A 21980-nucleotide genomic window follows, 5' to 3' on the forward strand; every position below is an offset into this window, starting at 1 on the left:
AGGTGGCGAAGCGCTATACATTTTTACAATACAACTTATGCAATTTATCGCTAAAGTTGTATAGACAAATATATCCGGCGCGATTTGTGATGTCAATACAATTGCCGAATTCAAATCCCAGTGAAAACCCTATGCCCGCACCACGTAAGTTAGATTTACCCGATGGGGGCAGCGATGCCTCGGAAGACGCAACGCTGCCGGCTTTTGAGCGCATCAAACGCCATGTGCTGGCGCAGATCGCATCGGGGGTCTGGCGCGAAGGGGATGCCATCCCGGCCGAAGAGAGTTTGGCCAAAACCTTTGGCGTGTCGCGCATGACGGTGAACCGCGCCCTGCGCGAGTTGAGTGCCGAGCAGGTGCTGCGCCGGGTGCAGGGGTCGGGCACCTTTGTGGCTCCACGCAAATACCAAGCCATGCTGCTGCAACTCCACAACATTGCCGACGAGGTGGTGGGGCGCGGCCATGTGCACCGCAGCGAACTGCACCGGCTGGAGCGCTGCAAGGCCGACGAGGTGTTGGCGGCGCAGTTTGGCGTGCCGTTGCAGAGTACGTTGTTCCATTCGGTGGTGGTGCATTTTGAAAACGACCAGGCCATCCAGGTCGAAGACCGGTATGTGAACCCCATCGTCGCCCCCGATTATTTAAGCTACGACTTCCAGGGCCACACGCCCAACGAGTACTTGATGCGGGTGGCACCCCTGCAAGCCGTGCGCTTCACCATCGAGGCCAATATGCCCACCGCCGCCTTGTGCGGTCTGCTGGACATGGCCGCCACCGACCCGTGTCTGGTACTCAAGCGCCAGACCCAGTCGCAAGGCCATGTTGCGTCTTGCGCCACGCTGTGGCACCCGGCATCGCGCTACCAGTTTGCGGGGGCCTTTTGAGCCCCCCCGGCCGGGCAGCGTCCGTTCTGCGGTGTTTTAGCTGGTCACCGCATTCCCATCGGTACGGAAACGGCTGCCCAGGCGGTAGCGCGCGCCGGGGTGCAGGCAGCGCACCAGGGTGATGGGCACGTCGCGCATCCAGGTGCGGCGGGTCAGCAGCAGGCAGGGCTGGTGGGCATCCATTTGCAGCAGAGCGGCCTGGCCCGAGGTGGGCAGCACGGCATCCACCACGTGCTCCATCTGGTCGAACAACACGGTGCGCACCAGGTAATCGGACGGCTGCTCGGTCTGGAAATCCTGGCTGCCAAAGTCGGGGGCCATGCGCGGGTTGACGAAGCGGTCTTCGAGTTGCATGGCCACGCCGTCTTCCAGATGCACGCAGACGGTATGGAACACCGACTCGCCGGTGTGCAGGCCTAAAGCGGAGGCCACTTCCAGCGTGGCCGAAATGCGCTCGTTGGTGACCATCTGGCACTGGTAGTCGTGGCCGCGGCGGCGGATGTCGTCGGCCAGGCGGGCGATCTGCAGCAGGTTGGCCTGGGGTTTGTCGTCGGCCACAAAGCTGCCCACACCGGCCACCCGGCGGATGCGGCCCTGCTCTTGCAGCTCCCGCAGCGCGCGGTTGACGGTCATGCGCGACATACCGAACTGCAGTACCAGGTCGTTCTCGGACGGCAGGCGGTCGCCGGGGGTCCAGGTGCCGTCCTGGATCTTGCCAGCCACAAAGTCTTTGATGTGCTGGTAGCGCACCATGGGCAGCGTGGGGGCAGGGGAGACCAGCGAAGAGGTGCGTTTTGCGGGCATGGGGTGACGATAACAGGGCGGGGTTCAGTGGCTTGCGGGATCGCTCGCCATCGACTCGGCGCGGATCTCTTCGGTGAGCCGCGCCTTGAGCTGCATGAAGGCGGGCGTGGTTTTCAGCGTGTAGTGGCGCGGGTGCGGCAGGTCTACCGCGATATCGGATTTGATGCGGCCCGGCCGGGCGCTGAACACCGCCACCCGGTTGGCCATGAAGATGGCTTCGTCGATGTCGTGGGTGACGAACAGCACGGTTTTACGCGCAGATTCCCAGATGCCCAGCAGCAGCTCCTGCATCAGCACCCGGGTCTGGTTGTCCAGCGCACCAAAGGGCTCGTCGAGCAGCAGGATCTTCGGGTCGTTGGCCAGGGCGCGGGCAATCGCGGTGCGCTGCTGCATGCCGCCCGAGAGCTGTTTGGGGAAGTGGTTTTCAAACCCGCGCAGGCCCACCTTGGCGATGAAGAAGTCGCTGCGTTCCTTTTGCTGCGCCTCGGGCAGGCCGCGTTCGCGCAGGCCAAAGCGGATGTTTTGCGCCACCGTGAGCCACGGGAACAGGGTGTAGCTCTGGAACACCATGCCCCGGTCGGCCCCCGGGCCGTTGACCGGTGCACCGTCCAGCAGCACCTGGCCGGTACTGGGCCGCTCCAGCCCCGCCACGATGCGCAGCAGGGTGGATTTGCCGCAGCCCGAGGGGCCGAGGATGGTGACGAAATCGTTGGTTTGCACCGCAAAGTCGATGGGCTGCAGCGCCTGGGTACGCTGACCGTTCGGGGATTCGAAGACGCGGGACACGCCCTGGACGGCCAGCTGGTCCATCAAAGTACGCTCCAGGCAAACAGGCGGCGGTTCAGCGACTTGAACGCGAAATCCGACACCAGCCCAATCAGCCCGATCACGATGATGCCGAAGATGATCTGCCCGGTGTTCAGCAGCGCCTGGCTGTCGGTGATCATGTGGCCGATGCCGCTGCTGGATCCGATCAGCTCGGCCACGATCACTTAGGTCCACGCCCAGCCCAGCACCAGCCGCAGCGTCTCGGCAATGCCGGGGGCAGCACCCGGAATTAACACGCGGGTGATGATGCCCCGGTGGCCCGCGCCCAGGGTGTAGGCGGCCTCCACCAAGTCGCGCCGGGCCCCGCCTACGGTCACGGCCACCATCAGCACCAGTTGGAAGAAGGAGCCGATGAAGATCACCAGCAGCTTTTGCGCCTCGCCAATGCCCGCCCACAAGATCAGCAGCGGGATGAAGGCCGACGCAGGCAGGTAGCGGCAGAACGACACAAAGGGCTCAAAAAACGCCTCGATGCCCTTGTAGGTGCCCATGGCAATGCCCAGCGGCACGGCCAGTACGGCGGCCAGCGCAAAGCCGCCCAGCACCCGCCACACCGTCATGCCGATGTCGAACGCAAAGTTGTACTGGGTGAACAGCAGCCAGCCCTCGCGCACCATGGTGACCGGGCTGGCCAAAAACGTGGGCGACACGTAGCCGCCCAGGGTAAAGCCCGCCCACACCGTCGCAAACAGCACAAAAAACGCCAGCCCCAGCTGCCAGCGCGCGCGGGCGCTGACGGGTTCCAGTGGGGCCATGCTTCTGGTTTTACTTGATGAAGCTGGCATCGAACGTGGCAGCCAGGTTGTCGGGGGCTTTGCGGATTACGCCGGATTCGAGCAGGATTTTCTCTGCCTCTTTCATGAAGGCGGTGATCTCACCGGCAAAGAACTTCTGGTTCGCGGCCTTGTCTTGCCAGCGCAGGTAGGCGGCCGATTTGGCGAACTGCTCACCGGTTTGCTTGACCGCAGAGCCCATCAGCTCGTTGGACTTGGCGGGGTCGGCCTTGATCATGGCCAGCGCGTCAAAGTAAGAGTCGGTCAGAGCCTGGGCCGCAGCCGGGTTGGCCTTCAGCCAGGTGGGCGCGCAGCCCATGGTGTCCATCACCATGGGGTAGTCCAGCGTGGTGGCCAAAATTTTGCCCGCCGCCGGGTTGTCGCGCACCGAGGACAAATACGGTTCGTAGCTCATGGCGGCATCGTTTTGCCCGGCCACAAATGCCTGGGCGGCGGCTTGCGGCGACAGGGTGGTGGTTTTTACGTCCTTGATGGTCATGCCGTTTTTGTTCAGCATCCAGGCCAGGCCAAAGTAGGGCGAGGTGCCGGGCGCGTCCACGCTGACGGTTTTGCCTTTCAGGTCGGCAAAGCTTTTGATGTCGTTGCGCACCGCAATGCCATCGGCACCATAGGACTTGTCGAGCTGGAAAATCTGCACGATGGGCACGCCGTTGGCGTTCCAGGCCACATGGGTTTCCACCGTGGTGGCCGCGCACTGGATGGCCCCGGAGGCCAGCGCCAGGTGGCGGTCTTTTTGCGGGATGAACTTGATCTCCACATCCAGCCCGCGTTTCTTGAAAATGCCCGCCTTGTCGGCCAGCGACAGCGGTGCAAACCCGGTCCAGCCCGAGATGCCCAGCACCAGCTTGGTGTCTTCCGCGTGCGCGGCGGTGACCAGACAGGCCCCCATGGCCCCCACGGCCAACACCGACACCCATTTTTTGGCAAAAATCAACATGCAAAGCTCCTGTGGGGTAGAAGAAACACTTTCTGCGACGCCCGATTATTGGTCGTCCGCCGCAACCTGTGTAGACAGGTTCACCACTAGCAACATCGGGGCCAAGTGGTTAGAGGGTGTTTGCTCTGCTTTCAGGAGCTACTAGCGTAGGTGGAGTATGCGCTAGAGGCCTATTTTTTATATATTTAAGCCAATAAGCTCCGCGCCACCGCCTCGGCCACTTTGATGCCGTCCACCCCTGCCGACAGGATGCCACCCGCGTAGCTGGCGCCTTCGCCAGCCGGGTACAGGCCGCGCACGCTCAGGCTTTGGAAGTCGTCGCCGCGGGTCATTTTGATGGGCGAGGAGGTGCGGGTTTCTACACCTGTCAGCACAGCATCCTGCAAATCAAAGCCTTTGATCTTGCGGCCAAAGGCAGGCAGGGCCTCGCGGATGGCTTCGATGGCGTAGCCGGGCAGGGCGCTGTGCAGGTCGCCCAGCTTCACGCCGGGTTTGTACGATGGCTCCACGCTGCCGAGCTGGGTGGAGGCGCGCCCGGCGATGAAGTCGCCCACCAGCTGGCCGGGGGCTTCGTAGCTGCTGCCGCCCAGCACGTAGGCGTGGGATTCGAGCTGGCGCTGCAGGTCGATGCCCGCCAGCGCGTGCGTGCCGGGGAAGTCTTCGGGTGTGATGCCGACGACGATGCCGGCATTGGCGTTGCGTTCGTTGCGCGAATACTGGCTCATGCCGTTGGTGACCACGCGGCCCGGTTCGCTGGTGGCGGCCACCACCGTGCCGCCGGGGCACATGCAAAAGCTGTAGACGGCGCGGCCATTGTTTGCGTGGTGCACCAGTTTGTAATCGGCTGCGCCCAGCAGCGGGTGGCCCGCGTGGCGGCCCCAGCGGGCACGGTCGATCAGGCTTTGCGGGTGCTCGATGCGGAAACCAATGGAAAACGGCTTGGCTTCGACGTACACGCCGCGCGCATGCAGCATGGCAAAGGTGTCGCGGGAGCTGTGGCCCAGGGCTAGCACCACGTGGTCGGCGCGCAGCTCGGTGGTTGCACCGGTGGCCTGGTCCAGCACGGTCAGGCCGCGGATGTGGCCGTCCACGATGTCCACGTCGGTCACGCGTTGCTCAAAACGCACTTCGCCGCCCAGCGCGATGATTTGCTCGCGCAGATGCTCCACCACCTTGACCAGCTTGAAGGTGCCGATGTGCGGGTGCGCGGCCACCAGAATTTCTTCGGGCGCACCGGCTTTGACGAACTCGTGCATCACCTTGCGGCCCAGGAAGCGCGGGTCTTTGATCTGGCTGTACAGCTTGCCGTCGGAGAAGGTGCCTGCGCCGCCTTCGCCAAACTGCACATTGCTCTCGGGCTTGAGCACGTTCTTGCGCCACAGGCCCCAGGTGTCTTGCGTGCGCTGGCGCACCGTGGTGCCGCGTTCCAGCACGATGGGTTTGAAGCCCATTTGTGCCAGCACCAGCGCCGCGAAGATGCCGCAGGGGCCAAAGCCGACCACTACGGGGCGGATCGCAAGATCGGCAGGGGCCCGGCCTACGGGGACGTAAGCCATGTCGGGGCTGGGCCGCAGGTGCGGGTTGTCGGGGTGCTGGCGTAGCAACTCGGCCTCTTGGGCGGCATCCACCAGGGCCACATCCACGATGTAGACCTGCATCAGCGTGGCCTTGCGGGCATCGAAGCTGCGTTTGAAGACGGTGAAGTGCGCAATCTGCGCGGGGGCCAGGCCCAGCGTGTGGGCGACCAAAGCGGGCAGGGCCTCTTCAGCGTGGTCGAGGGGGAGTTTGAGTTCGGAGATGCGGATCATGGGGGGTAGCCTGGTGGCTTGTAGTTATCAAGCAGGAGCCTTCGATTTTAAAGCTGCGTCGGGCCCCTGACCCGCCACGCCGACGGCTTGTCCGTGGTGGTGCGGCGGGCCAAACCGGGTGTTGCGCATCCAGGGGGCTTCATCGGACTTTTGTGCGGTCTTGGCTTGCGTGGCAAACATCCCCCAGATGGCGAGATGAATCGGGGTGGGTGTCGTCTGCCGCGCTAGAGGCAGAACGCTATGATTTTTAGATAAATATTTGATAGCTACTGGCGTATATTTAAATTGCGCTAGTGCCCTATTTGGCATCTAAAAAATGACCAAAAAATGTAAATTGCATGGAGGGGGAAATAAGCGCCTGGGACACGCCGCGTCCCGGGGTTTTGGCGACACCAGCCCGCCGCAGATGCGGGTGGATTAACGGTGTAGGGAGGGCATCCCGCTAAAATCGGAGGTGTTTACGCCCCCTTCCTGCGGCCCGCCGCCCCTCTCTGAAGATTTCCCCATGTCCGCACTCCCTCCCCCCACCTTGCCCGCAACTCCCCTGGTCTCCGCCGACACCGCCTTGCTGCGCGAAGTCGCTGAACTGGTCGTGACCGCGCTGAACCTGGAAGTGGCCGCCGCCGACATCGCCCCCGACGCACCCTTGTACGGCGACGGCCTGGGCCTGGATTCGATCGACATCCTGGAGGTGTCGCTCAGCGTGTCCAAGCAATACGGCCTGCAACTGCGCGCCGATCACGAAGACAACGCCCAGATTTTCAGTTCCCTGCGCAGCCTGAGCGACCACATCGCCGCCCAGCGCACCAAGTGATTCCGCCGACCATTGCCCGCTGGAAGCGCTGGGGCAAGGTCGCCGGGGGCGTGGGCCTGTGCCTGGCCTATTCGCTGCTGGCGCACCTGGCATCCATCCACCCCGCACCTGGCGTGTGGCAGGTGCTGATGGCCCTGTCTTTGGTGCTGGTGTTGGCCGTGTCGCTGGTTTGGCGGTCGACGCACCGACCGCTGCTGCTGTCGCTGTGCCTGGCCGGGGTGGTTGGCCTGGTCAGCATGGGTGACTGGCTGCGGCTGCACTACCAATGGCTTTTTTTTCTGGAACACGCGGGCGTGCAAAGTCTGCTGTGCATCGCCTTTGGACGCACGCTGGCCGCGGGCCAAACACCCCTGGTGTCGCGCTTTGCCGCCGTGGTGCATGGCCCGCTGTCGCCGCAACTGCAGCGCTACACCCGTGGTGTCACCTGGGCCTGGACGCTGTACTTTGGTCTGATGGCCAGCCTGTCGGTGCTACTGTTCAGCTTTGCGCCCATGGCCTGGTGGTCGGCCTTTGCCAATCTGCTGGACATGCCCTTGGTGGCGCTGATGTTTGTGGGTGACTACCTGGTGCGCCGCTGCGTGCTGCCGCCAGAGCAGGTTGCCGGCCTGTGGCAGGCCGTGCGGGCTTACCAGCAGGTGGGCATGCGGCCGTTGCCGTGATGGAGCAGAGTCTGCCGATGTTGCGCTTTCCCCTGGTGGCACACGCCCAGTTGACCGATGTAATGGCCATGCGCCGTTTCAGCGCGGCCCCCCGCCAAAGCATTACCGTGGCCCGGTTTTTGGCCGATGTGGCGCAGCTGGTGGCCCTGCTGCCCGCAGGTGGCCACGTGCTCAACGCCTGTGTTGACCGCTACCACTTCGCCGTGGGCCTGGCCGCTGCCATGGTGGCGCAAAAGACCAGTCTGCTGCCGTCCACCCACACGCCAGAGATGGTGCGCCAGATGCAGGTGTTTGCCCCCGACGTGTTCTGCCTGAGCGACGGTCCCTGCACCATCGATTTGCCGCAATGCGCGTACCCCCTGGCCCGGGCCGCTGCCGACGCGCCCGCCACGGCCGTGCCGCAGATTCTGGCCGACCAAACCGTGGCCTTTGTGTTTACTTCTGGCTCCACCGGCCTGCCGGTGCCGCACCGCAAAACCTGGGGTGCCCTGGTGCGCAATGTGCGCGCCGAGGCCGAGCGGCTGGGTCTGCTGGGGGTGGCGCACAGCATCGTTGGCACCGTGCCGCCGCAGCACATGTTCGGCTTTGAATCCACCGTGCTGTTGGCCTGGCAAAGTGGCTCGGTGCTGAGCGCCGACCACCCGTTTTATCCGGCCGACATTTGCAGCGCGCTGGCCCAGCTAGACCGGCCCCGCATGCTGGTGACCACCCCGGTGCACCTGCGCGCCTTGCTGGATGCAGGGATGGAGGTGCCGGCGCTGGACCTGGTGGTATCGGCCACGGCACCCTTGTCGCCCCAACTGGCGCAGGCCGCCGAGGCCGCGCTGCACATGCCGTTGCTGGAGATTTATGGCTCCACCGAAACCGGCCAGGTCGCCACCCGGCGCACCGCCCAGAGTGCCGAATGGCAGTTGTTTCCGGGCGTGCAACTGACCGCGCAAGACGGCAGCACCTGGGTGTCGGGTGCCCATGTGGAGCAGCCTGTGCCCATGGGTGACGTACTGGAGCCGCTGAGCGCCACGCATTTTTTGCTGCACGGGCGGATCGCCGATTTGGTCAATATTGCGGGTAAACGCAGCTCGTTGGCCTACCTGAACCACCAGCTCAACGCCATCGAGGGGGTGCGGGACGGTGCGTTCTATATGCCCGAAGAGCGCGACCGCGACGGCGTGACCCGGCTGATGGCCTTTGTGGTCGCTCCCGGTTCTACACCGGCGGCCCTGCTCAGCGCGCTGCGCGAGCGCATCGACCCAATTTTTCTGCCACGCCCGTTGCTGCTGTTGGACCAGTTACCCCGCAACAGTACCGGCAAGCTGCCGCGCGAAGCCTTGCAGGCGCTGGCGCACAAGCTCCAAAGACCCCCGCATGCTGTTTGAAACCACGTGGGTCGTGGACTCCCACCACCCCGCGTTTGCCGGGCACTTCCCCGGCGCGCCCATCCTGCCCGGCGTGCTGCTATTGGACGCGGTGCTGCTGTGGGCTGAAACGGTCACCGACAGCGTGGCGGGTCAGATCGGCAACGCCAAGTTTTTAAGCCCTGTACAGCCCGGCGAGCTGCTGACCCTGGCCCTGGTGTCCACCACGCCTGGCAGCGCCCGCTTTGACATCGCCTGCGGCAACCGCAAGGTTGCGACGGGGCAACTCAGTCTGACCCCCCACGTTCAGCCATGAGCGACCCGTCCACCCACTGGAAGCAGCACCCGGAGCGCAGCAATATGCCGATGCTGCGGCTGATGACCTGGATCTCGCTGCGGCTGGGGCGGCGCGTGGCGCGCGGCATTCTGTACGGCATTGCGGCTTATTTTTTGCTGCTGGCCCCTGCGGCGCGGCGGGCTTCCAAGCAGTACCTGGGCCGGGTGCATCCCGGCCAGCGGGTCGGTTGGCGGTTGCAGTTTCGGCACTTCATGGCCTTTGCTTCGGTCATCCACGACCGGGTCTACCTGGTCAATGACCGCTTTGATTTGTACGACATCCGCCTGCATGGCCAGCAACGGGTCCACAGCGTGCTGGAGCAGGGGCGGGGTGCGTTCCTGCTGGGTGCGCATCTGGGCAGCTTCGAGGTGCTGCGCGCCGTGGCCCAGCAGCAGCCAGGCCTGCGGCTGGCGATGGTGATGTTTGAAGACAACGCCCGCAAGATCAACGCCTTGCTGCACGCCATCAACCCCGCCGCCCATAGCCACATCGTGCCGCTGGGCAAAGTGGATTCGATGATGGTGGTGCACGAACTGCTGGAGTCGGGAGCGGTGGTGGGCATTCTGGCCGACCGCTCGCTGGGTAACGACAGCACCCGCAGCCTGCCATTTTTGGGCGCTCCGGCGGCGCTGCCGGTGGGGCCATTTCGCATGGCCGCCATATTGCGCCGCCCGGTGCTGTTCATGGTGGGCCTGTACGGCGGTGGCAACCGCTACGACATCCACTTTGAAACCGTGGCCGATTTCTCGCAGATTCCCGCGGGCGGGCGCGAAGCCGCCGTGCATGCCGCCATGGCGCGGTATGTGGAATTGCTGGAAAAATACTGCCACGCCGCACCGGCGAACTGGTTCAATTTCTTTGATTTCTGGCAACCCCCAGCCACCCCATCCTGAGCCCATAATGCACACATTCTTTCGATCGGTTGCGGCCCTGGTCTTGGGCTGCGCAGCGCTGTCGGCCCACGCGTGGGACCTGGAGCAACTCATGCAGTCGCTGGCCCGCAACACCTCGGGGCGGGCCACCTTCACCGAGCAGAAATTCATCGCCCTGCTGGACAAACCCGTGCTGTCCTCTGGCGAATTGCTCTACACCGCCCCCGACCGGCTGGAAAAGCGCACCCTCAAGCCCAAGCCCGAAACCTTGGTGCTGGACCACGACACCGTGACGGTGGAGCGCGGCAAGCGCCAGTACGTGTTGCGCGTCAAAGACTACCCCGAGCTGGGCGTGTTTGTGGAGAGCATCCGCGGCACGCTGGCGGGCGACCGGGCCTCTTTGGAGCGCCTGTACCAGCTGACGCTGGACGGCAGCGAAGCCCGCTGGACCCTGGTGCTGCGCCCGCTGAATCCCAAGATGCTGGCCGTGGTGCAGCGCATCACCATGCAGGGTGAGCGTGCCGAGCTGCGCAGCATCGAGGTGGAGCAGGCCGACAAGGACCGCTCGGTGATGCAGATCGACAACGCCGCCACGCCGTGAAGCAAGGCATAAATCAACACATGACGCAGCGCATTTTCAGCCGCAGCTTCCTGCCCGTATGGCTGGCCCTGGTGGCTCTGCTGCTGTGCGGTGCAGTGGTGCGCCAAACCCGTTTTACCGCCGACATGTCGGCTTTTTTACCCCAGGCCCCCACGCCCGAGCAGCAATTGCTGGTGGACCAGTTGCGCGACGGCCTGGTGTCGCGCCTGGTGCTGGTGGGCGTGGAAGGCAGCGATGGCCCGACCCGCGCCGTCCTGTCCAAAGCCGTGGCCCAAAAGCTGCGCGAGGAGCCACAATTCAGCAGCGTGAGCAATGGCGAATCGGTGTCCCTGGAGCGCGACCAGGCGTTTTTGATGACCCACCGCTACCAGCTCAGTCCTGCCATGCTGCCCGCGCACTTCACGGTGGACGGCCTGCGTGCGGCCCTGGGCGACACGCTGGACCTGCTGGCTTCGCCCGCCGGGCTGCTGGTCAAATCGCTACTGCCCCGCGACCCGACCGGCGAATTGCCGTTGCTGCTCGATAGCCTGGGCCGTGGCGGCACCGGCCCGCGTAACGCCGATGGTGTGTGGGCATCGCGCGACGGCGAACGGGCCTTGCTGCTGCTGCAAACCCGCGCCGCGGGCTCGGACACCGACGGCCAGCAACAGGCCATGGACCGCATCCGCGCCGCATTTGCCGAAGCCGTAGCGGCCCAAAAAGGCACTGCGGCCAGCGCCCGCCTGGTGCTCACCGGCCCGGGTGTGTTTGGCGTGAATGTGCGCAACACCATCGAGTCCGAGGTCACCCGCCTCTCCATCATCAGCCTGGGCCTGATCGTGCTCTTGCTGTGGCTGATCTACCGCTCGGTGCGCACGCTGGCCCTGGGCCTGCTGCCGGTGCTGGTGGGTGCCGTGGCAGGCATTGCGGCAGTCAGCCTGGGCTTTGGCACGGTGCACGGCCTCACGCTGGGCTTTGGCACCACGCTGATCGGTGAGGCGGTGGACTACTCCATCTACCTGTTTGTGCAGTCGGACGCGGCCACCACCGACCGCGACCGCGGCGCCTGGGTAAAGCGCTTCTGGCCCACCATTCGGCTGGGTGTGATGACTTCGATCTGCGGCTTTGCGTCTCTGCTGCTGTCGGGCTTTCCGGGTCTGGCGCAACTGGGCTTGTATTCGATGTCCGGGCTGGTGGCTGCGGCCCTGGTGACCCGGTTTGTGCTGCCACAGTTGCTGCCTGGCAGCTTCAAGGTGCGCGATGTGTCGGCACTGGGCGCGCGGCTGGCGGTCGTGGTGCGGCGGGCGGCGGCTCTGCGCTGGGCCGTGCTGGGCCTGTGCGTGGTGGCGGCGCTGGCACTGGCCGTGCAGCGCGACACGGTGTGGAACCAGGAGCTATCGGCGCTGAGCCCGGTATCCGCATCGGACATGGCCCTGGACGGCACGCTGCGTGCCGACCTGGGTGCGCCCGATGTGCGCTACCTGGTGGTGGTGTCGGGTGCCAGCCAGGAAGCCGTTTTGCAGGGCGCTGAAAAAGTCGTCGCCCGTCTGCAGCCGCTGGTGGACGACCACAGCATCGCCGGGGTCAACAGCCCCACCACCTTGCTGCCCAGCCTGGCCACCCAGCAGGCCCGGCAGGCCAGCCTGCCCGCCACCGCCGAGTTGCAGGCGCGGCTGGTCGAGGCATTGGCCGATATGCCGCTGCGCGCCGAGCGCCTGGCTCCGTTTGTGCAAGAGGCAGAGGTGGCGCGGCTGGCCCCGCCTTTGCAGCGGGCCGACCTGGTCGGCACGTCTTTGGCGCTGGCGGTGGACGGCATGCTGTTGCCGCAAAAAACCGCCGATGGCACGCCGCGCTGGAGTGTGTTTTTGCCGCTGCACGCTCCTGCCTCGGGCGATATCGACCCGGTCCGCATCCGCCCGCTGTTGGACGGTACCGGCGCCTTGTTTGTGGACATGAAGGGCGAAACCGACCGGCTGTACCGCAGCTACTTGCATGAAGCCGTGCGGTTGTCGGGGGCCGGGCTGCTGGCCATCGTGCTGCTGCTGGTCGTCGCCCTGCGCTCGCCCACGGCGGTGCTGCGCGTTTTGGCTCCCTTGGTGGGCGCGGTGCTGTGCGTGGCGGCGGCGCTGGTGTCGACCGGGCAGAGCCTGACGATTCTGCACCTGGTCGGGTTGCTGCTGATCGTGGCGGTGGGGTCCAATTACGCGCTGTTTTTCAGCTCTGGCCAGGGGGCGATCACGCCGCGCACGCTGGCCTCTTTGTTATTCGCCAACATGACCACGGTGGCGGGCTTTGGCATCCTGGGCTTCTCGCAGGTGCCGGTGTTGCAAGCCATTGGCCTGACGGTGGGGCCGGGGGCGATTCTGGCCCTGTGCTTCTCGGCGGTGTGGGCCCACACACCCAGGTCTGCCTGATGCGTGTGCGGCGGACTCCCCTGGTGTGGTTCACCCTGGCGTGGCACGTGTGCGTGCTGGCGCTGTGGGTGTGGCAGCCCGCGCTGTGGCGTTGGGCCGTGGCCGCGCTGGTGCTGAACCATGCCGTGCTATCGCTGGCCGGTTTGCTGCCGCGCTGCGCGCTGCTGGGCTCCAACTGGACGCGTTTGCCCGCAGCCGCTGCCGCACGCGGCGAGGTGGCGCTGACGATCGACGATGGCCCCGACCCGCTGGTCACGCCGCTGGTGCTGGACCTACTGGACCGGCACGCCGCCCGTGCCACATTCTTTTGCATTGGCGCGCAGGCGGCCCAGTACCCCGACCTGTGCCGCGAGATCGTGCGCCGCGGCCATGCGATAGAAAACCACAGCCAACAGCACCGGCACAATTTCTCCTTGCTCGGCACGGCCAAGCTGCAGTGTGAATTGCAGGCGGCACAAGACACTTTGGGCCAGCTGAGTGGCACGCCGCCCCGCTTTTTTCGGGCACCCGCCGGGCTGCGCAACCCGTTTTTAGACCCGGTGCTGCAGCGCATGGGCTTGCAACTGGCCAGCTGGACCCGGCGCGGCTTTGACACCCGCAACGGCGATGCCGCCGCCGTGGCGCGCATCCTCACCCGTGGCCTGCGCGCGGGCGATATCCTGCTGCTGCACGACCGCCACGCCGCCGTCACCGCGCAGGGCGTGCCGGTGATTCTGGAAGTGCTGCCGTTGCTGTTGGCCGCCATCCAGGCTGCGCATTTGAAGCCTGTCACCTTGCGTTCGGCTTTGCAATGACCTCTTTTACGGCTGTGCGCACCCTGGTAAAGCCGCTTGCCAATGGGTACGCAGTGGCGGCCCGTCTTTAGAATCCGCTTAGCTTTTTTTGTTTTTTCGCCTGTGCACGCACTATTACTTACCCATTTCACCGCCACCAGCGCGATCGGTCACGGGCTGGCTCCGACGTTGGACGCTTTGCGAACGCAGCGCAGCGGTTTGACATCTTGCGACTTCGGGGCCGCTGCGCTAGACACCTGGATAGGCCGGGTCAATGGGGTGGACGACGAGGTACTGCCAGCGGATTTGCAGGCCTTTGACTGCCGCAACAACCGGTTGGCGCAACTCGCCTTGCGCCAGGACGGCTTTTTGGCCGCCGTGCAGGCCGTGGCGGCGCGCGTGGGGCCGCAGCGGGTGGGGGTGTTTCTGGGCACCAGCACCGCTGGCATTTTGCAGACTGAGCTGGCCTACCAGCAGCGCGATGCTGACACCGGGGCCTTGCCCGCCGATTTTTGCTACCCGCAAACCCATAACCCGTATTCGGTGGCCGACTTTGTGCGCCGCAGTTGCCAGCTCAGCGGCCCGGCGATGGCCGTGTCCACCGCCTGCTCGTCCAGCGCCAAGGTGTTTGCCTCGGCCCAGCGCATGCTGGCGGCAGGCTTGATCGACGCGGCCATTGTGGGCGGTGTGGACAGCCTGTGCCTGACCACGCTGTACGGTTTCAATTCGCTGGGTTTGTTGTCCAACAGCCCCTGCCGCCCGTTCGATGCCGCGCGCAACGGTATTTCGATCGGCGAGGGTGCAGCCTTTGTGCTGCTGGAGCGTGCGCCCGAAGTGCTGCCCGCCAACGCCGTGCTGCTGCTGGGCCTGGGCGAGTCCAGCGACGCGCACCACATGTCGTCGCCGCACCCCGAAGGCCTGGGCGCGCAGCTGGCGATGCAGCAGGCCTTGCGCAGCGCGGGACTGCAGTCGGGCGACATCGACTACATCAACCTGCACGGTACCGCCACCCAGAGCAACGATGCCGCGGAAGGCCTGGCGGTGCAAGCCGTTTTTGGTGCGCGCGCCACCCCGTGCAGTTCCACCAAGGGCGCAACCGGCCATACCCTGGGCGCGGCAGGCGGGCTAGAAGCTGTGTTCTGCGCGCTGGCCTTGCAACACGGCCTGCTGCCCGGCGGCGTGCATACCGAGGTGCGGGATACGCGGCTGGAGGTGGACTATCTGCTGCAAAGCCAAACCCGGCCGCTGCGCCATGTGCTCAGCAATTCCTTTGGTTTTGGCGGCACCAATTGCAGCCTGGTTTTAGGGGCTGCCCTATGACCGCGCTCACCGTATTTATCGACGGCGTGGGTTTGGTTGGCCCCGGCATTGCCGACTGGGCGCAGGGCCAGGCGCAACTCGCAGGCTACGCACCGGGGCAGTGGCAGAAAACCGTGCTGGCCGCGCCCGCGCATCTGCCGCCCGCCGAGCGCCGCCGGGCTGGGGCTGTCATCCGGGTCTCGCAAACCGTTGGGTTTGAGGCGGTTGCCGCAGCCGGGATAGCGGCCCGGGGGCTGGTGTCGGTGTTTACCTCCTCGGGCGGCGACGGGGTCAACTGCCACGAGATGTGCACCGCGCTGGCCTCGGACGATCGCTTGATCTCGCCCACCCGTTTCCACAATTCGGTACACAACGCGGCTTCGGGCTACTGGGGCATCGCCACCGGGGCCATGGCTGCGTCCACCGCTCTGTGCGCGTTCGATGGCAGCTTTGCCGCCGGGCTGGTGGAGGCGCTGACGCAGGCGGTGGTGCAGGCTGAACCGGTGCTGCTGGTGGCGTTTGATACCGACTACCCCGAACCCCTGCGCGCCTGCCGCCCGGTGCCCGACACCTTTGGCCTGGCCCTGGTGCTGTCGCCCGTGCGCACCGCCCACAGCCTGGGCCAGATCAGCCTGCACCCTGCCAGCTACCTCAGCCCCGGCCCAGCCGACGTGCTGGTGGATGCTGTGCTGGAATCCCAGCGCCAGAGTATTCCCGCCGCGCGCGGCCTGCCTCTGCTGGCTGCACTGGTGCGCCAGCAGTCAGGCCTGGTGCGGCTGGACTATCTGGACGACTGCCGCCTGGCGCTGGAGTTCAGCCCGTGCTGAACGCTGCCGACATCGCCCGGCGCATTCCGCACCAGGGCGCCATGTGCCTGCTGGACTTTGTTATGCAGTGGGATGACAACACCATCGTCTGCACCGCCAGCAGCCACCGGGCGCTGGACAACCCGCTGCGGGCGCATGGGCGGCTGGGTGCCGCCTGCGGCGTGGAATATGCCGCCCAGGCGATGGCCGTGCATGGATCGCTGCTGGCACAAGCTGACGGTGCGCCGCGCGTGGGCTACCTGGCCAGCGTGCGCTCGGTAGAGCTGCTGGTGCCGCGCCTGGACGACCTGGCGGGCGACCTGACCATTACCGCCGAGCGCATCACCGGCGATGCCAACAACATCCTCTACCGGTTCACCGTGGCCGCTGACGGTCAGACCCTGTTGACCGGCCGGGCGGCCGTGGTGCTGGATGCCACGCTATTCAAGGACTCCCCATGACGGATACAAAACGCGCGCTGGTCACCGGCGGCAGCGGGGCGATTGGCGCGGCCATTTGCCGCCAATTGGCCCGCGATGGCTTTGCGGTGGTCGTCCACGCGAACCGGGGCGTGGCGGCGGCGCAGGCACTGGTGGATGCCATCATTGCCGAGGGCGGGCAAGCCCAGGCGGTGGCCTTTGACATCACCGATCCAGCCGCCACCACGGCGGCGCTGGATGCGCTGTTGGCCGACGGCCCGATCCAGGTGCTGGTCAACAACGCGGGCATCCACGAGGACGTGGTGTTCCCCGGCATGCAACTGGCGCAGTGGCAGCGGGTGCTGGATGTGTCGCTGAACGGTTTTTTCCACGTCACCCAGCCCTTGATGATGCCGATGATCCGCACCCGCTGGGGCCGCATCATCAGCATCACCTCGGTGGCGGCGCTGATGGGCAACCGGGGCCAGGTGAACTATTCGGCGGCCAAGGGGGCCTTGCATGCCGCCACCAAGTCGCTGTCGTTGGAGCTGGCCAGCCGGGGCATCACGGTGAATGCGGTGGCCCCGGGCATCATCCAAAGCGCCATGAGCGATGCCGCGTTCGATGCCGCCCGTATTGCGCAGATGGTGCCCATGAAGCGCGCGGGCCAGCCGGAAGAGGTGGCGGATTTGGTCAGCTTTTTGGCCTCCGACCGCGCCGCCTATATCAGCGGCCAGACCATTTCCATCAACGGCGGCATGGCCTGATCGCGTAATTCCACACTGCGGCTCCAAAAGTCTTTTTGCTATTATATTAGTAGCTAATAGTGTATGTGGAATATGCGCTGGAGGCCTAAAAGATGCATAAATCAAGCAGCGACCGGCGTTGCCCCTTGCACGGGCCTTAGCTTTTAAATTTTCGCGCCAGCAGCCGTGGCAAGCGCAGCACAAAGCCTGCAAACAAACGGCTGTGCATCCAGGTCAGCAGGCAGTTGTCGCGCAGGTAGTTGAAGTGCGACACGCCGCCCTCGGCCACGGTGAAGTACTTCACCGTGGCGGGTAAGTTGACCACCGGCACGCCGTGCCAGCACATGCGCACAACGGCCTCGGGGTCGAAGTCGAAGCGCCGCATCCAGCGCTGACCCTGCATCACCTGGCGCAGCGGCGCGATGGGGTAGACCCGAAAGCCAAACAGCGAGTCGCCAATACCGGCCCACAGCGTCTCCAGATTGGCCCAGCCGTTAGAGATCTTGCGGCCCTGCACGCGCAGTTGGGGCGCATCGGCGGCAAACACCGGCACGCCCAGCACCATGGCGGCAGGTTGTTGCTGCGATGTGGCCATGAAGGACGGAATCAACTCCGCCGGGTGCTGGCCGTCAGAGTCCATGGTCAGCACGTGGGTGAAGCCCTGTGCGGCGGCCCGGTCCAGGCTCTGCAGCACGGCCGCGCCCTTGCCCACGTTCTGCGGCAGCACCAGTACCTGCAGGCCGGGGTCGGCGGCGGCCATGGCTTGCAGCAGGGCGGCGCTGCCGTCGGTGCTGCCGTCCACCACCACCCATACCGGGTTCCACTGGGCGCGGGCGGCGCGCACGGTGTCAGCGACCTTGCTGCCGGGGTTGTAGCTGGGGATCAGTACGAGGTGGGTGGGGGAGGCAAAAGTCATCAGCGGGAATATTCGGTCACAGGCAGGTCGGGCAAGAGGGCGTGGGCCAGCTCGGTCTGGAAATACTGCTCCAGGGTGCGGGCGAAGGCTTCCACGTTGTCTGGCGGGTCAAAGCGTTTGCCCAGCCGCACCCGGTACACCACGGGCATGGCCGGGCAGCGCAGCAGCGGCCAGTCCTTGCCCAGAAACGGCGAGTTGGTTTCGATAAAAACGGTTTGCACCGGCACCTGGGCCTGCTTGGCGATCAGCCCCACCGTGCCTTGCAGGCGATTGACTGGGGTACGGGTGGTGCGTGTGCCCTCGGGGAACAGCAGCAGGTGGTTGCCTTTGCGCACATCGGCCACGGCCAACTGCACCATGGAACGCAGTGAGTCGTTGCGGATATAGCGCGCCAACCTGGCACCGGATCCCAGCAGCAGGTTGTCCATCAGCTCGGCTTTCATCACGCACGACACATGGGGCAGCCGCGAAATCACCAGCACCGCGTCCAGCAGCGAAGGGTGGTTGGGGGCAATCACCAGGCCCGGATCGTCCCGCAGGGCATCCAGCGCCGACAGGTCGAACTGGCAAATCCCCATCCACTGCAGCCCGCGCACATACTCGCGGAACACCAGGGTGATGCCCCAGCGCCCCACCCAGGTGCCCAGTTTGCGCGGCAGCAGCCAGTACAGGGGCAGGGCCAGCACCGTCCAGTCCATGCACACCAAGGCAAACAGCAGCATGCCCAGGCGCAGGCGCAGCGCGTCCACCCCGCGGCGCAGGGCGCGCCAGAGAGTGTGCGGATGGCGGGTGCGTACGTCTGCCTTCATGGGTCCGGGATGTTCGGCGGTTTACACGCCGCTTGTCAGCGTGTCTCGCACAGCGGCCGCCGTAGAGCCTGCCGGGCCGCCGCCGACCACCAGGACATTGCAAAGGGCCGGAGAGGGTGCAGGTTTCAATTCGGTCATGGGGCGGCCTTCAAAGTGCACAGATAACAAAGGTCTGGACGGGCATCGGCCGCAATAGAAAATTAAGATTTTACTAGGGCACCGGGGGTGCCGCACCCCAGTGTCTGGTGCGTCTTCCACCGGGAAAACGGGGCTTGAATGCGTTTATTATGGAAACCAGAACCGCTTGCATCCCCTCTTTTTAGGCCCAAAACGCTTGCCCATTTATGCCCTTGAGTCTGGCTACCGTTGACACCTCCGGCACGCCGCTGTCTTTGCAATACTGCTCCGGCGGTGCCACGCCGCCCCCTGCGGCCCTGGCAGCCGTGCGGTTTGGCAGCGCCGTGTCGCCAGCCTCTGCGCTGGAAATCGCCACCCCCGTACTCGGCCAGGCGGCAGATGCCCTGGAGCTGTGGCACACCGACCAGCCCGTGCGCACCGGTACCCAGGGTTTGCTGCACTACGCCATGACCGACGACGTGCTGTTCGGCGCGATCTGCATCCCCGACACCGACAGCGATGTGGGGCAGTACCCCGGCGGCGGCTACGACCCGCTGCGCCCGAGCTTGCTGCAACAGGCCTCCGAGCAGGTGTATCTGGCCGTGTTTAGCGCGCTGGAGTCGCTGGGCTACCTGCACCCGCTGCGGGTGTGGAACTACTTTTCGGCCATCAATACCGAGACCTGGGGCATGGAGCGCTACCTCCAGTTCAACATCGGGCGACAAGATGCTTTTCGCACAATGGCCCGGCCGTTTCTGGCCAACGCCCCGGCGGCCTGTGCACTGGGTACCCACGGCGGCGGGCTGAACGTGTATTTTCTGGCCGCCAAAGTGCCGCCCTTGGCGATAGAGAATCCGCGCCAAGTCAGTGCCTACTTCTACCCTGACCAATACGGGCCGCGCACGCCGTCGTTTTCACGGGCTGCACTGGCAGCCCTGCCGGGCCAGCGCTGGCTGTTCCTCAGCGGTACCGCCAGCATCGTGGGCCACCAGACCCTGCACGCCGGGGACGTGCGTGCCCAAACCGAAGAAACTTTGCGCAACATCGCCGCACTGCTGGCCCAGGCCAACCGTGCGGAGGGCTCGCAGGGCAAGGAGGGGTGGACCCTGGCCGCCGTGCAGTACAAGGTGTATGTGCGCCACACGGCGGATTTTGAGGCGGTGCGGGCGGTGATCGACGTGCATCTGCCGCCTGCCGCCGTGCGCATTTATTTGCAGGCCGACGTGTGCCGCGACGACCTGCTGATGGAAATCGAGGCCACGGGCTGCCTGCCCGCGCCAGGGGTTTAGGCGGGCAAGAACCCGTCTACCGACAAGTAGCGCTCGCCGGTGTCGTAGTTGAAGCCCAGCACCCGCGCGCCTGCGGGCAGTTCGGGCAGTTTTTGTGCAATCGCCGCCAGCGTGGCACCGCTGGAGATACCCACCAGCATGCCTTCTTCGCGGGCGCTGCGGCGGGCCCATTCGCGGGCCGGTTCGGCATCCACCTGGATGATGCCGTCGAGCAACGACACGTCCAGGTTCTTCGGAATGAAGCCAGCACCAATGCCCTGGATCGGGTGCGGTGCCGGTGCGCCGCCCGAGATGACGGGCGAGGCCGTGGGCTCCACCGCAAACACTTTCAAATTCGGCCAAGCCGCCTTCAGCACCTGGGCGCAGCCGGTGATGTGGCCACCGGTGCCCACGCCGGTGATCAGCGCGTCCAGCCCGTCGGGGAAGTCGGCCAAAATTTCCTGCGCCGTGGTGCGCACGTGCACCTCGATGTTGGCCGGGTTTTCAAACTGCTGCGGCATCCAGCTGCCGGGCGTGGCCGCCACCAGTTCCTGGGCGCGGGCAATCGCGCCCTTCATGCCTTTTTCGCGCGGGGTCAGGTCAAACGTAGCGCCGTAGGCCAGCATCAGGCGGCGGCGCTCGATGGACATGCTGTCGGGCATTACCAGCACCAGCTTGTAGCCCTTGACCGCCGCCACCACCGCCAGGCCCACACCGGTATTGCCGGAGGTCGGCTCGATGATGGTGCCGCCGGGTTGCAGCACGCCGGATTTTTCTGCGTCTTCGATCATGGCCAGGGCGATCCGGTCCTTGATGGAGCCGCCCGGGTTGCTGCGCTCGGACTTGATCCAGACGTTGGCCCCCGGGCCAAACAGGCGCTGGATGCGCACGTGTGGGGTGTTGCCGATGGTTTGGAGGATGGTTTCGACGGGCATAGGTCTCCTTTGGGGTCTGGAAAAATAAATCATTGTGGCACTGCGATAATGCACCTGTGAAGCCCGCCAGACCGCCGCTGGTGCAATCTGGGAAACCAGGCACTGGAGGAACGTCCGGACTGCATAGGGCAGCGTAGCAGCTAATGGCTGTCCACCGTGAGGTGAGGATTAGAGCAACAGAGACGAGTCTTTGCAGGCAACCCCCGCGGGTGGTCTGTGCGGTGTCAGCGCAAGCTGGCACGCGGGTGGCGTAAGCCGCACGCCCACGGCGCAAGCCGTGGATAGCACAGCACCCTTTGCGGGCAGAGCCCGCAAAGGGTGAAACGGGCAATCTCTACGCGCAGCAATACCAAATAGGCACACGTTGACGGGACCCCCTGAGTGTGCGGGTAGGTAGCATCGAGCCGTTCGGGTGACCGGCGGCCCAGATTAATGGTGGTCACATGGGGGGAAACCCCCGTGCACAGAATCCGGCTTATCGGTGGGCTTCACACTTTTACGACCCTTTTTGCGGTATGGTTAGTCATCCGTCCACCACTTTTCGGAGGAACTATGCGACCTGTACACGCACTGTTGAAGAACCAGACGACGCTCTGGAGCATCAAGCCCCAAGACAGCGTGTTTGACGCCCTGAAAACCCTGGCCGACCACAACGTGGGTGCGCTGATGGTGATGGAGCACGGCAAGCTGGTGGGCATTCTTTCCGAACGCGACTACACCCGCAAAATTGCGCTGGCCGGACGGGCTTCCAAAGACACGCTGGTGAAAGACATCATGACCAGCAAGGTGCTCACGGTGGACGCGCA

General features: G+C 65.1%; 21 protein-coding genes, 1 other RNA gene and 2 pseudogenes. 15 read left to right on the forward strand and 9 right to left on the reverse strand.

The window, feature by feature from the left end:
- Positions 1–131 precede the first annotated feature (131 nt).
- Complete coding sequence (hutC, locus tag Q0T48_RS18740) at positions 132–884, forward strand: histidine utilization repressor (protein ID WP_295959502.1); 753 nt, start codon at positions 132–134, stop codon at positions 882–884.
- A 36-nt stretch (positions 885–920) separates the two neighbouring features.
- On the opposite strand, the gene hutC (Q0T48_RS18745) is transcribed toward hutC (Q0T48_RS18740), so the two are convergent.
- From hutC (Q0T48_RS18745) to Q0T48_RS18770, 6 genes and pseudogenes are all read right to left on the reverse strand, one after another.
- Positions 921–1688: a histidine utilization repressor gene (hutC, locus tag Q0T48_RS18745; protein ID WP_295959504.1), complete on the reverse strand. Its 768-nt coding sequence runs from the start codon at positions 1686–1688 to the stop codon at positions 921–923.
- A 24-nt stretch (positions 1689–1712) separates the two neighbouring features.
- Positions 1713–2498, reverse strand: coding sequence for an ABC transporter ATP-binding protein (locus Q0T48_RS18750; RefSeq protein WP_295959507.1), 786 nt, complete (start codon positions 2496–2498; stop codon positions 1713–1715).
- Positions 2498–3301: pseudogene (locus Q0T48_RS18755) on the reverse strand (ABC transporter permease). The gene Q0T48_RS18750 and the pseudogene Q0T48_RS18755 overlap by 1 nt, the downstream one beginning before the upstream one ends.
- Positions 3282–4199 carry an ABC transporter substrate-binding protein gene (locus tag Q0T48_RS18760; protein WP_295959567.1) on the reverse strand — a complete coding sequence of 306 codons (918 nt, stop codon included), beginning with the start codon at positions 4197–4199 and terminating at the stop codon, positions 3282–3284. The pseudogene Q0T48_RS18755 and the gene Q0T48_RS18760 overlap by 20 nt, the downstream one beginning before the upstream one ends.
- A gap of 233 nt (positions 4200–4432) precedes the next feature.
- Positions 4433–6055, reverse strand: coding sequence for an NAD(P)/FAD-dependent oxidoreductase (locus Q0T48_RS18765; protein ID WP_295959510.1), 1623 nt, complete (start codon positions 6053–6055; stop codon positions 4433–4435).
- A gap of 27 nt (positions 6056–6082) precedes the next feature.
- Positions 6083–6235: a hypothetical protein gene (locus Q0T48_RS18770; RefSeq protein ID WP_295959512.1), complete on the reverse strand. Its 153-nt coding sequence runs from the start codon at positions 6233–6235 to the stop codon at positions 6083–6085.
- Positions 6236–6560: 325 nt separating this feature from the next.
- Between Q0T48_RS18770 and Q0T48_RS18775 the strand changes: the two genes are divergently transcribed.
- From Q0T48_RS18775 to fabG, 11 genes and pseudogenes are all read left to right on the forward strand, one after another.
- Entirely contained in the window at positions 6561–6869 is a 309-nt protein-coding gene (locus tag Q0T48_RS18775) for a phosphopantetheine-binding protein (RefSeq protein ID WP_295959515.1), read from the forward strand.
- Positions 6866–7528 (forward strand): hypothetical protein, encoded by a 663-nt coding sequence (locus Q0T48_RS18780; RefSeq protein WP_295959518.1) that lies wholly within the window; start codon positions 6866–6868, stop codon positions 7526–7528. Before Q0T48_RS18775 ends, Q0T48_RS18780 begins: the two co-directional genes overlap by 4 nt.
- Positions 7529–7629: 101 nt before the next feature.
- Positions 7630–9199 (forward strand): annotated as a pseudogene (locus Q0T48_RS18785) (AMP-binding protein); the annotation flags it as partial.
- Positions 9196–10113 (forward strand): acyl-CoA synthetase, encoded by a 918-nt coding sequence (locus Q0T48_RS18790; protein WP_295959521.1) that lies wholly within the window; start codon positions 9196–9198, stop codon positions 10111–10113. The pseudogene Q0T48_RS18785 and the gene Q0T48_RS18790, both read left to right, overlap by 4 nt.
- Before the next feature lie 7 nt (positions 10114–10120).
- On the forward strand, positions 10121–10693 hold the full coding sequence (locus Q0T48_RS18795) for a LolA-related protein (RefSeq protein ID WP_295959523.1): 573 nt from the start codon (positions 10121–10123) through the stop codon (positions 10691–10693).
- A 20-nt stretch (positions 10694–10713) separates the two neighbouring features.
- A complete protein-coding gene (locus tag Q0T48_RS18800) occupies positions 10714–13086 on the forward strand; it encodes an MMPL family transporter (protein ID WP_295959526.1) in 2373 nt (790 codons plus the stop codon).
- Positions 13086–13880: a polysaccharide deacetylase family protein gene (locus Q0T48_RS18805; RefSeq protein ID WP_295959568.1), complete on the forward strand. Its 795-nt coding sequence runs from the start codon at positions 13086–13088 to the stop codon at positions 13878–13880. Before Q0T48_RS18800 ends, Q0T48_RS18805 begins: the two co-directional genes overlap by 1 nt.
- A 102-nt stretch (positions 13881–13982) precedes the next feature.
- The gene (locus Q0T48_RS18810; protein ID WP_295959529.1) at positions 13983–15179 is read left to right on the forward strand and encodes a beta-ketoacyl-[acyl-carrier-protein] synthase family protein; all 1197 of its coding nucleotides are present in this window, start codon (positions 13983–13985) and stop codon (positions 15177–15179) included.
- Entirely contained in the window at positions 15176–15985 is an 810-nt protein-coding gene (locus Q0T48_RS18815) for a beta-ketoacyl synthase chain length factor (protein WP_295959532.1), read from the forward strand. Before Q0T48_RS18810 ends, Q0T48_RS18815 begins: the two co-directional genes overlap by 4 nt.
- A gap of 41 nt (positions 15986–16026) precedes the next feature.
- Positions 16027–16425 (forward strand): 3-hydroxylacyl-ACP dehydratase, encoded by a 399-nt coding sequence (locus Q0T48_RS18820; RefSeq protein WP_295959571.1) that lies wholly within the window; start codon positions 16027–16029, stop codon positions 16423–16425.
- The gene (gene fabG / locus Q0T48_RS18825; RefSeq protein ID WP_295959535.1) at positions 16422–17150 is read left to right on the forward strand and encodes a 3-oxoacyl-ACP reductase FabG; all 729 of its coding nucleotides are present in this window, start codon (positions 16422–16424) and stop codon (positions 17148–17150) included. Before Q0T48_RS18820 ends, fabG begins: the two co-directional genes overlap by 4 nt.
- A gap of 136 nt (positions 17151–17286) precedes the next feature.
- On the opposite strand, the gene Q0T48_RS18830 is transcribed toward fabG, so the two are convergent.
- Positions 17287–18045: a glycosyltransferase family 2 protein gene (locus tag Q0T48_RS18830; protein ID WP_295959539.1), complete on the reverse strand. Its 759-nt coding sequence runs from the start codon at positions 18043–18045 to the stop codon at positions 17287–17289.
- Positions 18045–18854, reverse strand: coding sequence for a lysophospholipid acyltransferase family protein (locus Q0T48_RS18835; RefSeq protein WP_295959541.1), 810 nt, complete (start codon positions 18852–18854; stop codon positions 18045–18047). The genes Q0T48_RS18830 and Q0T48_RS18835 overlap by 1 nt, the downstream gene beginning before the upstream one ends.
- Positions 18855–19198: 344 nt before the next feature.
- Here Q0T48_RS18835 and Q0T48_RS18840 point away from each other — a divergent pair, with 344 nt between their 5' ends.
- Positions 19199–20260 (forward strand): Rid family hydrolase, encoded by a 1062-nt coding sequence (locus Q0T48_RS18840; RefSeq protein ID WP_295959544.1) that lies wholly within the window; start codon positions 19199–19201, stop codon positions 20258–20260.
- Here the strand turns inward: Q0T48_RS18840 and cysK are convergent.
- The gene (gene cysK, locus Q0T48_RS18845; protein ID WP_295959547.1) at positions 20257–21174 is read right to left on the reverse strand and encodes a cysteine synthase A; all 918 of its coding nucleotides are present in this window, start codon (positions 21172–21174) and stop codon (positions 20257–20259) included. The two genes, Q0T48_RS18840 and cysK, sit on opposite strands and share 4 nt — an antisense overlap.
- Before the next feature lie 58 nt (positions 21175–21232).
- Between cysK and rnpB the strand changes: the two genes are divergently transcribed.
- Positions 21233–21668: RNase P RNA component class A (gene rnpB, locus Q0T48_RS18850), an RNA gene on the forward strand.
- Positions 21669–21726: 58 nt separating this feature from the next.
- Positions 21727–21980: CBS domain-containing protein (locus tag Q0T48_RS18855; protein ID WP_295959550.1), on the forward strand; the 254-nt coding region annotated here is incomplete at its 3' end.

This window comes from Rhodoferax sp. (assembly GCF_025354435.1).
Lineage (GTDB): Bacteria > Pseudomonadota > Gammaproteobacteria > Burkholderiales > Burkholderiaceae_C > Rhodoferax_B.

What these genes read in the sequence shown, in the direction of transcription:
- fabG (WP_295959535.1), top strand. Translation starts at nt 16,422, where the DNA reads ATGACGGATACAAAACGCGCGCTGGTCACCGGCGGCAGCGGGGCGATT.
- Q0T48_RS18790 (WP_295959521.1), top strand. Translation starts at nt 9,196, where the DNA reads ATGAGCGACCCGTCCACCCACTGGAAGCAGCACCCGGAGCGCAGCAAT.
- Q0T48_RS18835 (WP_295959541.1), bottom strand. Translation starts at nt 18,854, where the DNA reads ATGAAGGCAGACGTACGCACCCGCCATCCGCACACTCTCTGGCGCGCC.
- hutC (WP_295959504.1), bottom strand. Translation starts at nt 1,688, where the DNA reads ATGCCCGCAAAACGCACCTCTTCGCTGGTCTCCCCTGCCCCCACGCTG.
- Q0T48_RS18815 (WP_295959532.1), top strand. Translation starts at nt 15,176, where the DNA reads ATGACCGCGCTCACCGTATTTATCGACGGCGTGGGTTTGGTTGGCCCC.
- Q0T48_RS18805 (WP_295959568.1), top strand. Translation starts at nt 13,086, where the DNA reads ATGCGTGTGCGGCGGACTCCCCTGGTGTGGTTCACCCTGGCGTGGCAC.
- Q0T48_RS18770 (WP_295959512.1), bottom strand. Translation starts at nt 6,235, where the DNA reads ATGTTTGCCACGCAAGCCAAGACCGCACAAAAGTCCGATGAAGCCCCC.
- Q0T48_RS18820 (WP_295959571.1), top strand. Translation starts at nt 16,027, where the DNA reads ATGTGCCTGCTGGACTTTGTTATGCAGTGGGATGACAACACCATCGTC.
- cysK (WP_295959547.1), bottom strand. Translation starts at nt 21,174, where the DNA reads ATGCCCGTCGAAACCATCCTCCAAACCATCGGCAACACCCCACACGTG.
- Q0T48_RS18840 (WP_295959544.1), top strand. Translation starts at nt 19,199, where the DNA reads ATGCCCTTGAGTCTGGCTACCGTTGACACCTCCGGCACGCCGCTGTCT.
- Q0T48_RS18830 (WP_295959539.1), bottom strand. Translation starts at nt 18,045, where the DNA reads ATGACTTTTGCCTCCCCCACCCACCTCGTACTGATCCCCAGCTACAAC.
- hutC (WP_295959502.1), top strand. Translation starts at nt 132, where the DNA reads ATGCCCGCACCACGTAAGTTAGATTTACCCGATGGGGGCAGCGATGCC.
- Q0T48_RS18750 (WP_295959507.1), bottom strand. Translation starts at nt 2,498, where the DNA reads ATGGACCAGCTGGCCGTCCAGGGCGTGTCCCGCGTCTTCGAATCCCCG.
- Q0T48_RS18760 (WP_295959567.1), bottom strand. Translation starts at nt 4,199, where the DNA reads ATGGGGGCCTGTCTGGTCACCGCCGCGCACGCGGAAGACACCAAGCTG.
- Q0T48_RS18765 (WP_295959510.1), bottom strand. Translation starts at nt 6,055, where the DNA reads ATGATCCGCATCTCCGAACTCAAACTCCCCCTCGACCACGCTGAAGAG.
- Q0T48_RS18795 (WP_295959523.1), top strand. Translation starts at nt 10,121, where the DNA reads ATGCACACATTCTTTCGATCGGTTGCGGCCCTGGTCTTGGGCTGCGCA.
- Q0T48_RS18775 (WP_295959515.1), top strand. Translation starts at nt 6,561, where the DNA reads ATGTCCGCACTCCCTCCCCCCACCTTGCCCGCAACTCCCCTGGTCTCC.
- Q0T48_RS18800 (WP_295959526.1), top strand. Translation starts at nt 10,714, where the DNA reads ATGACGCAGCGCATTTTCAGCCGCAGCTTCCTGCCCGTATGGCTGGCC.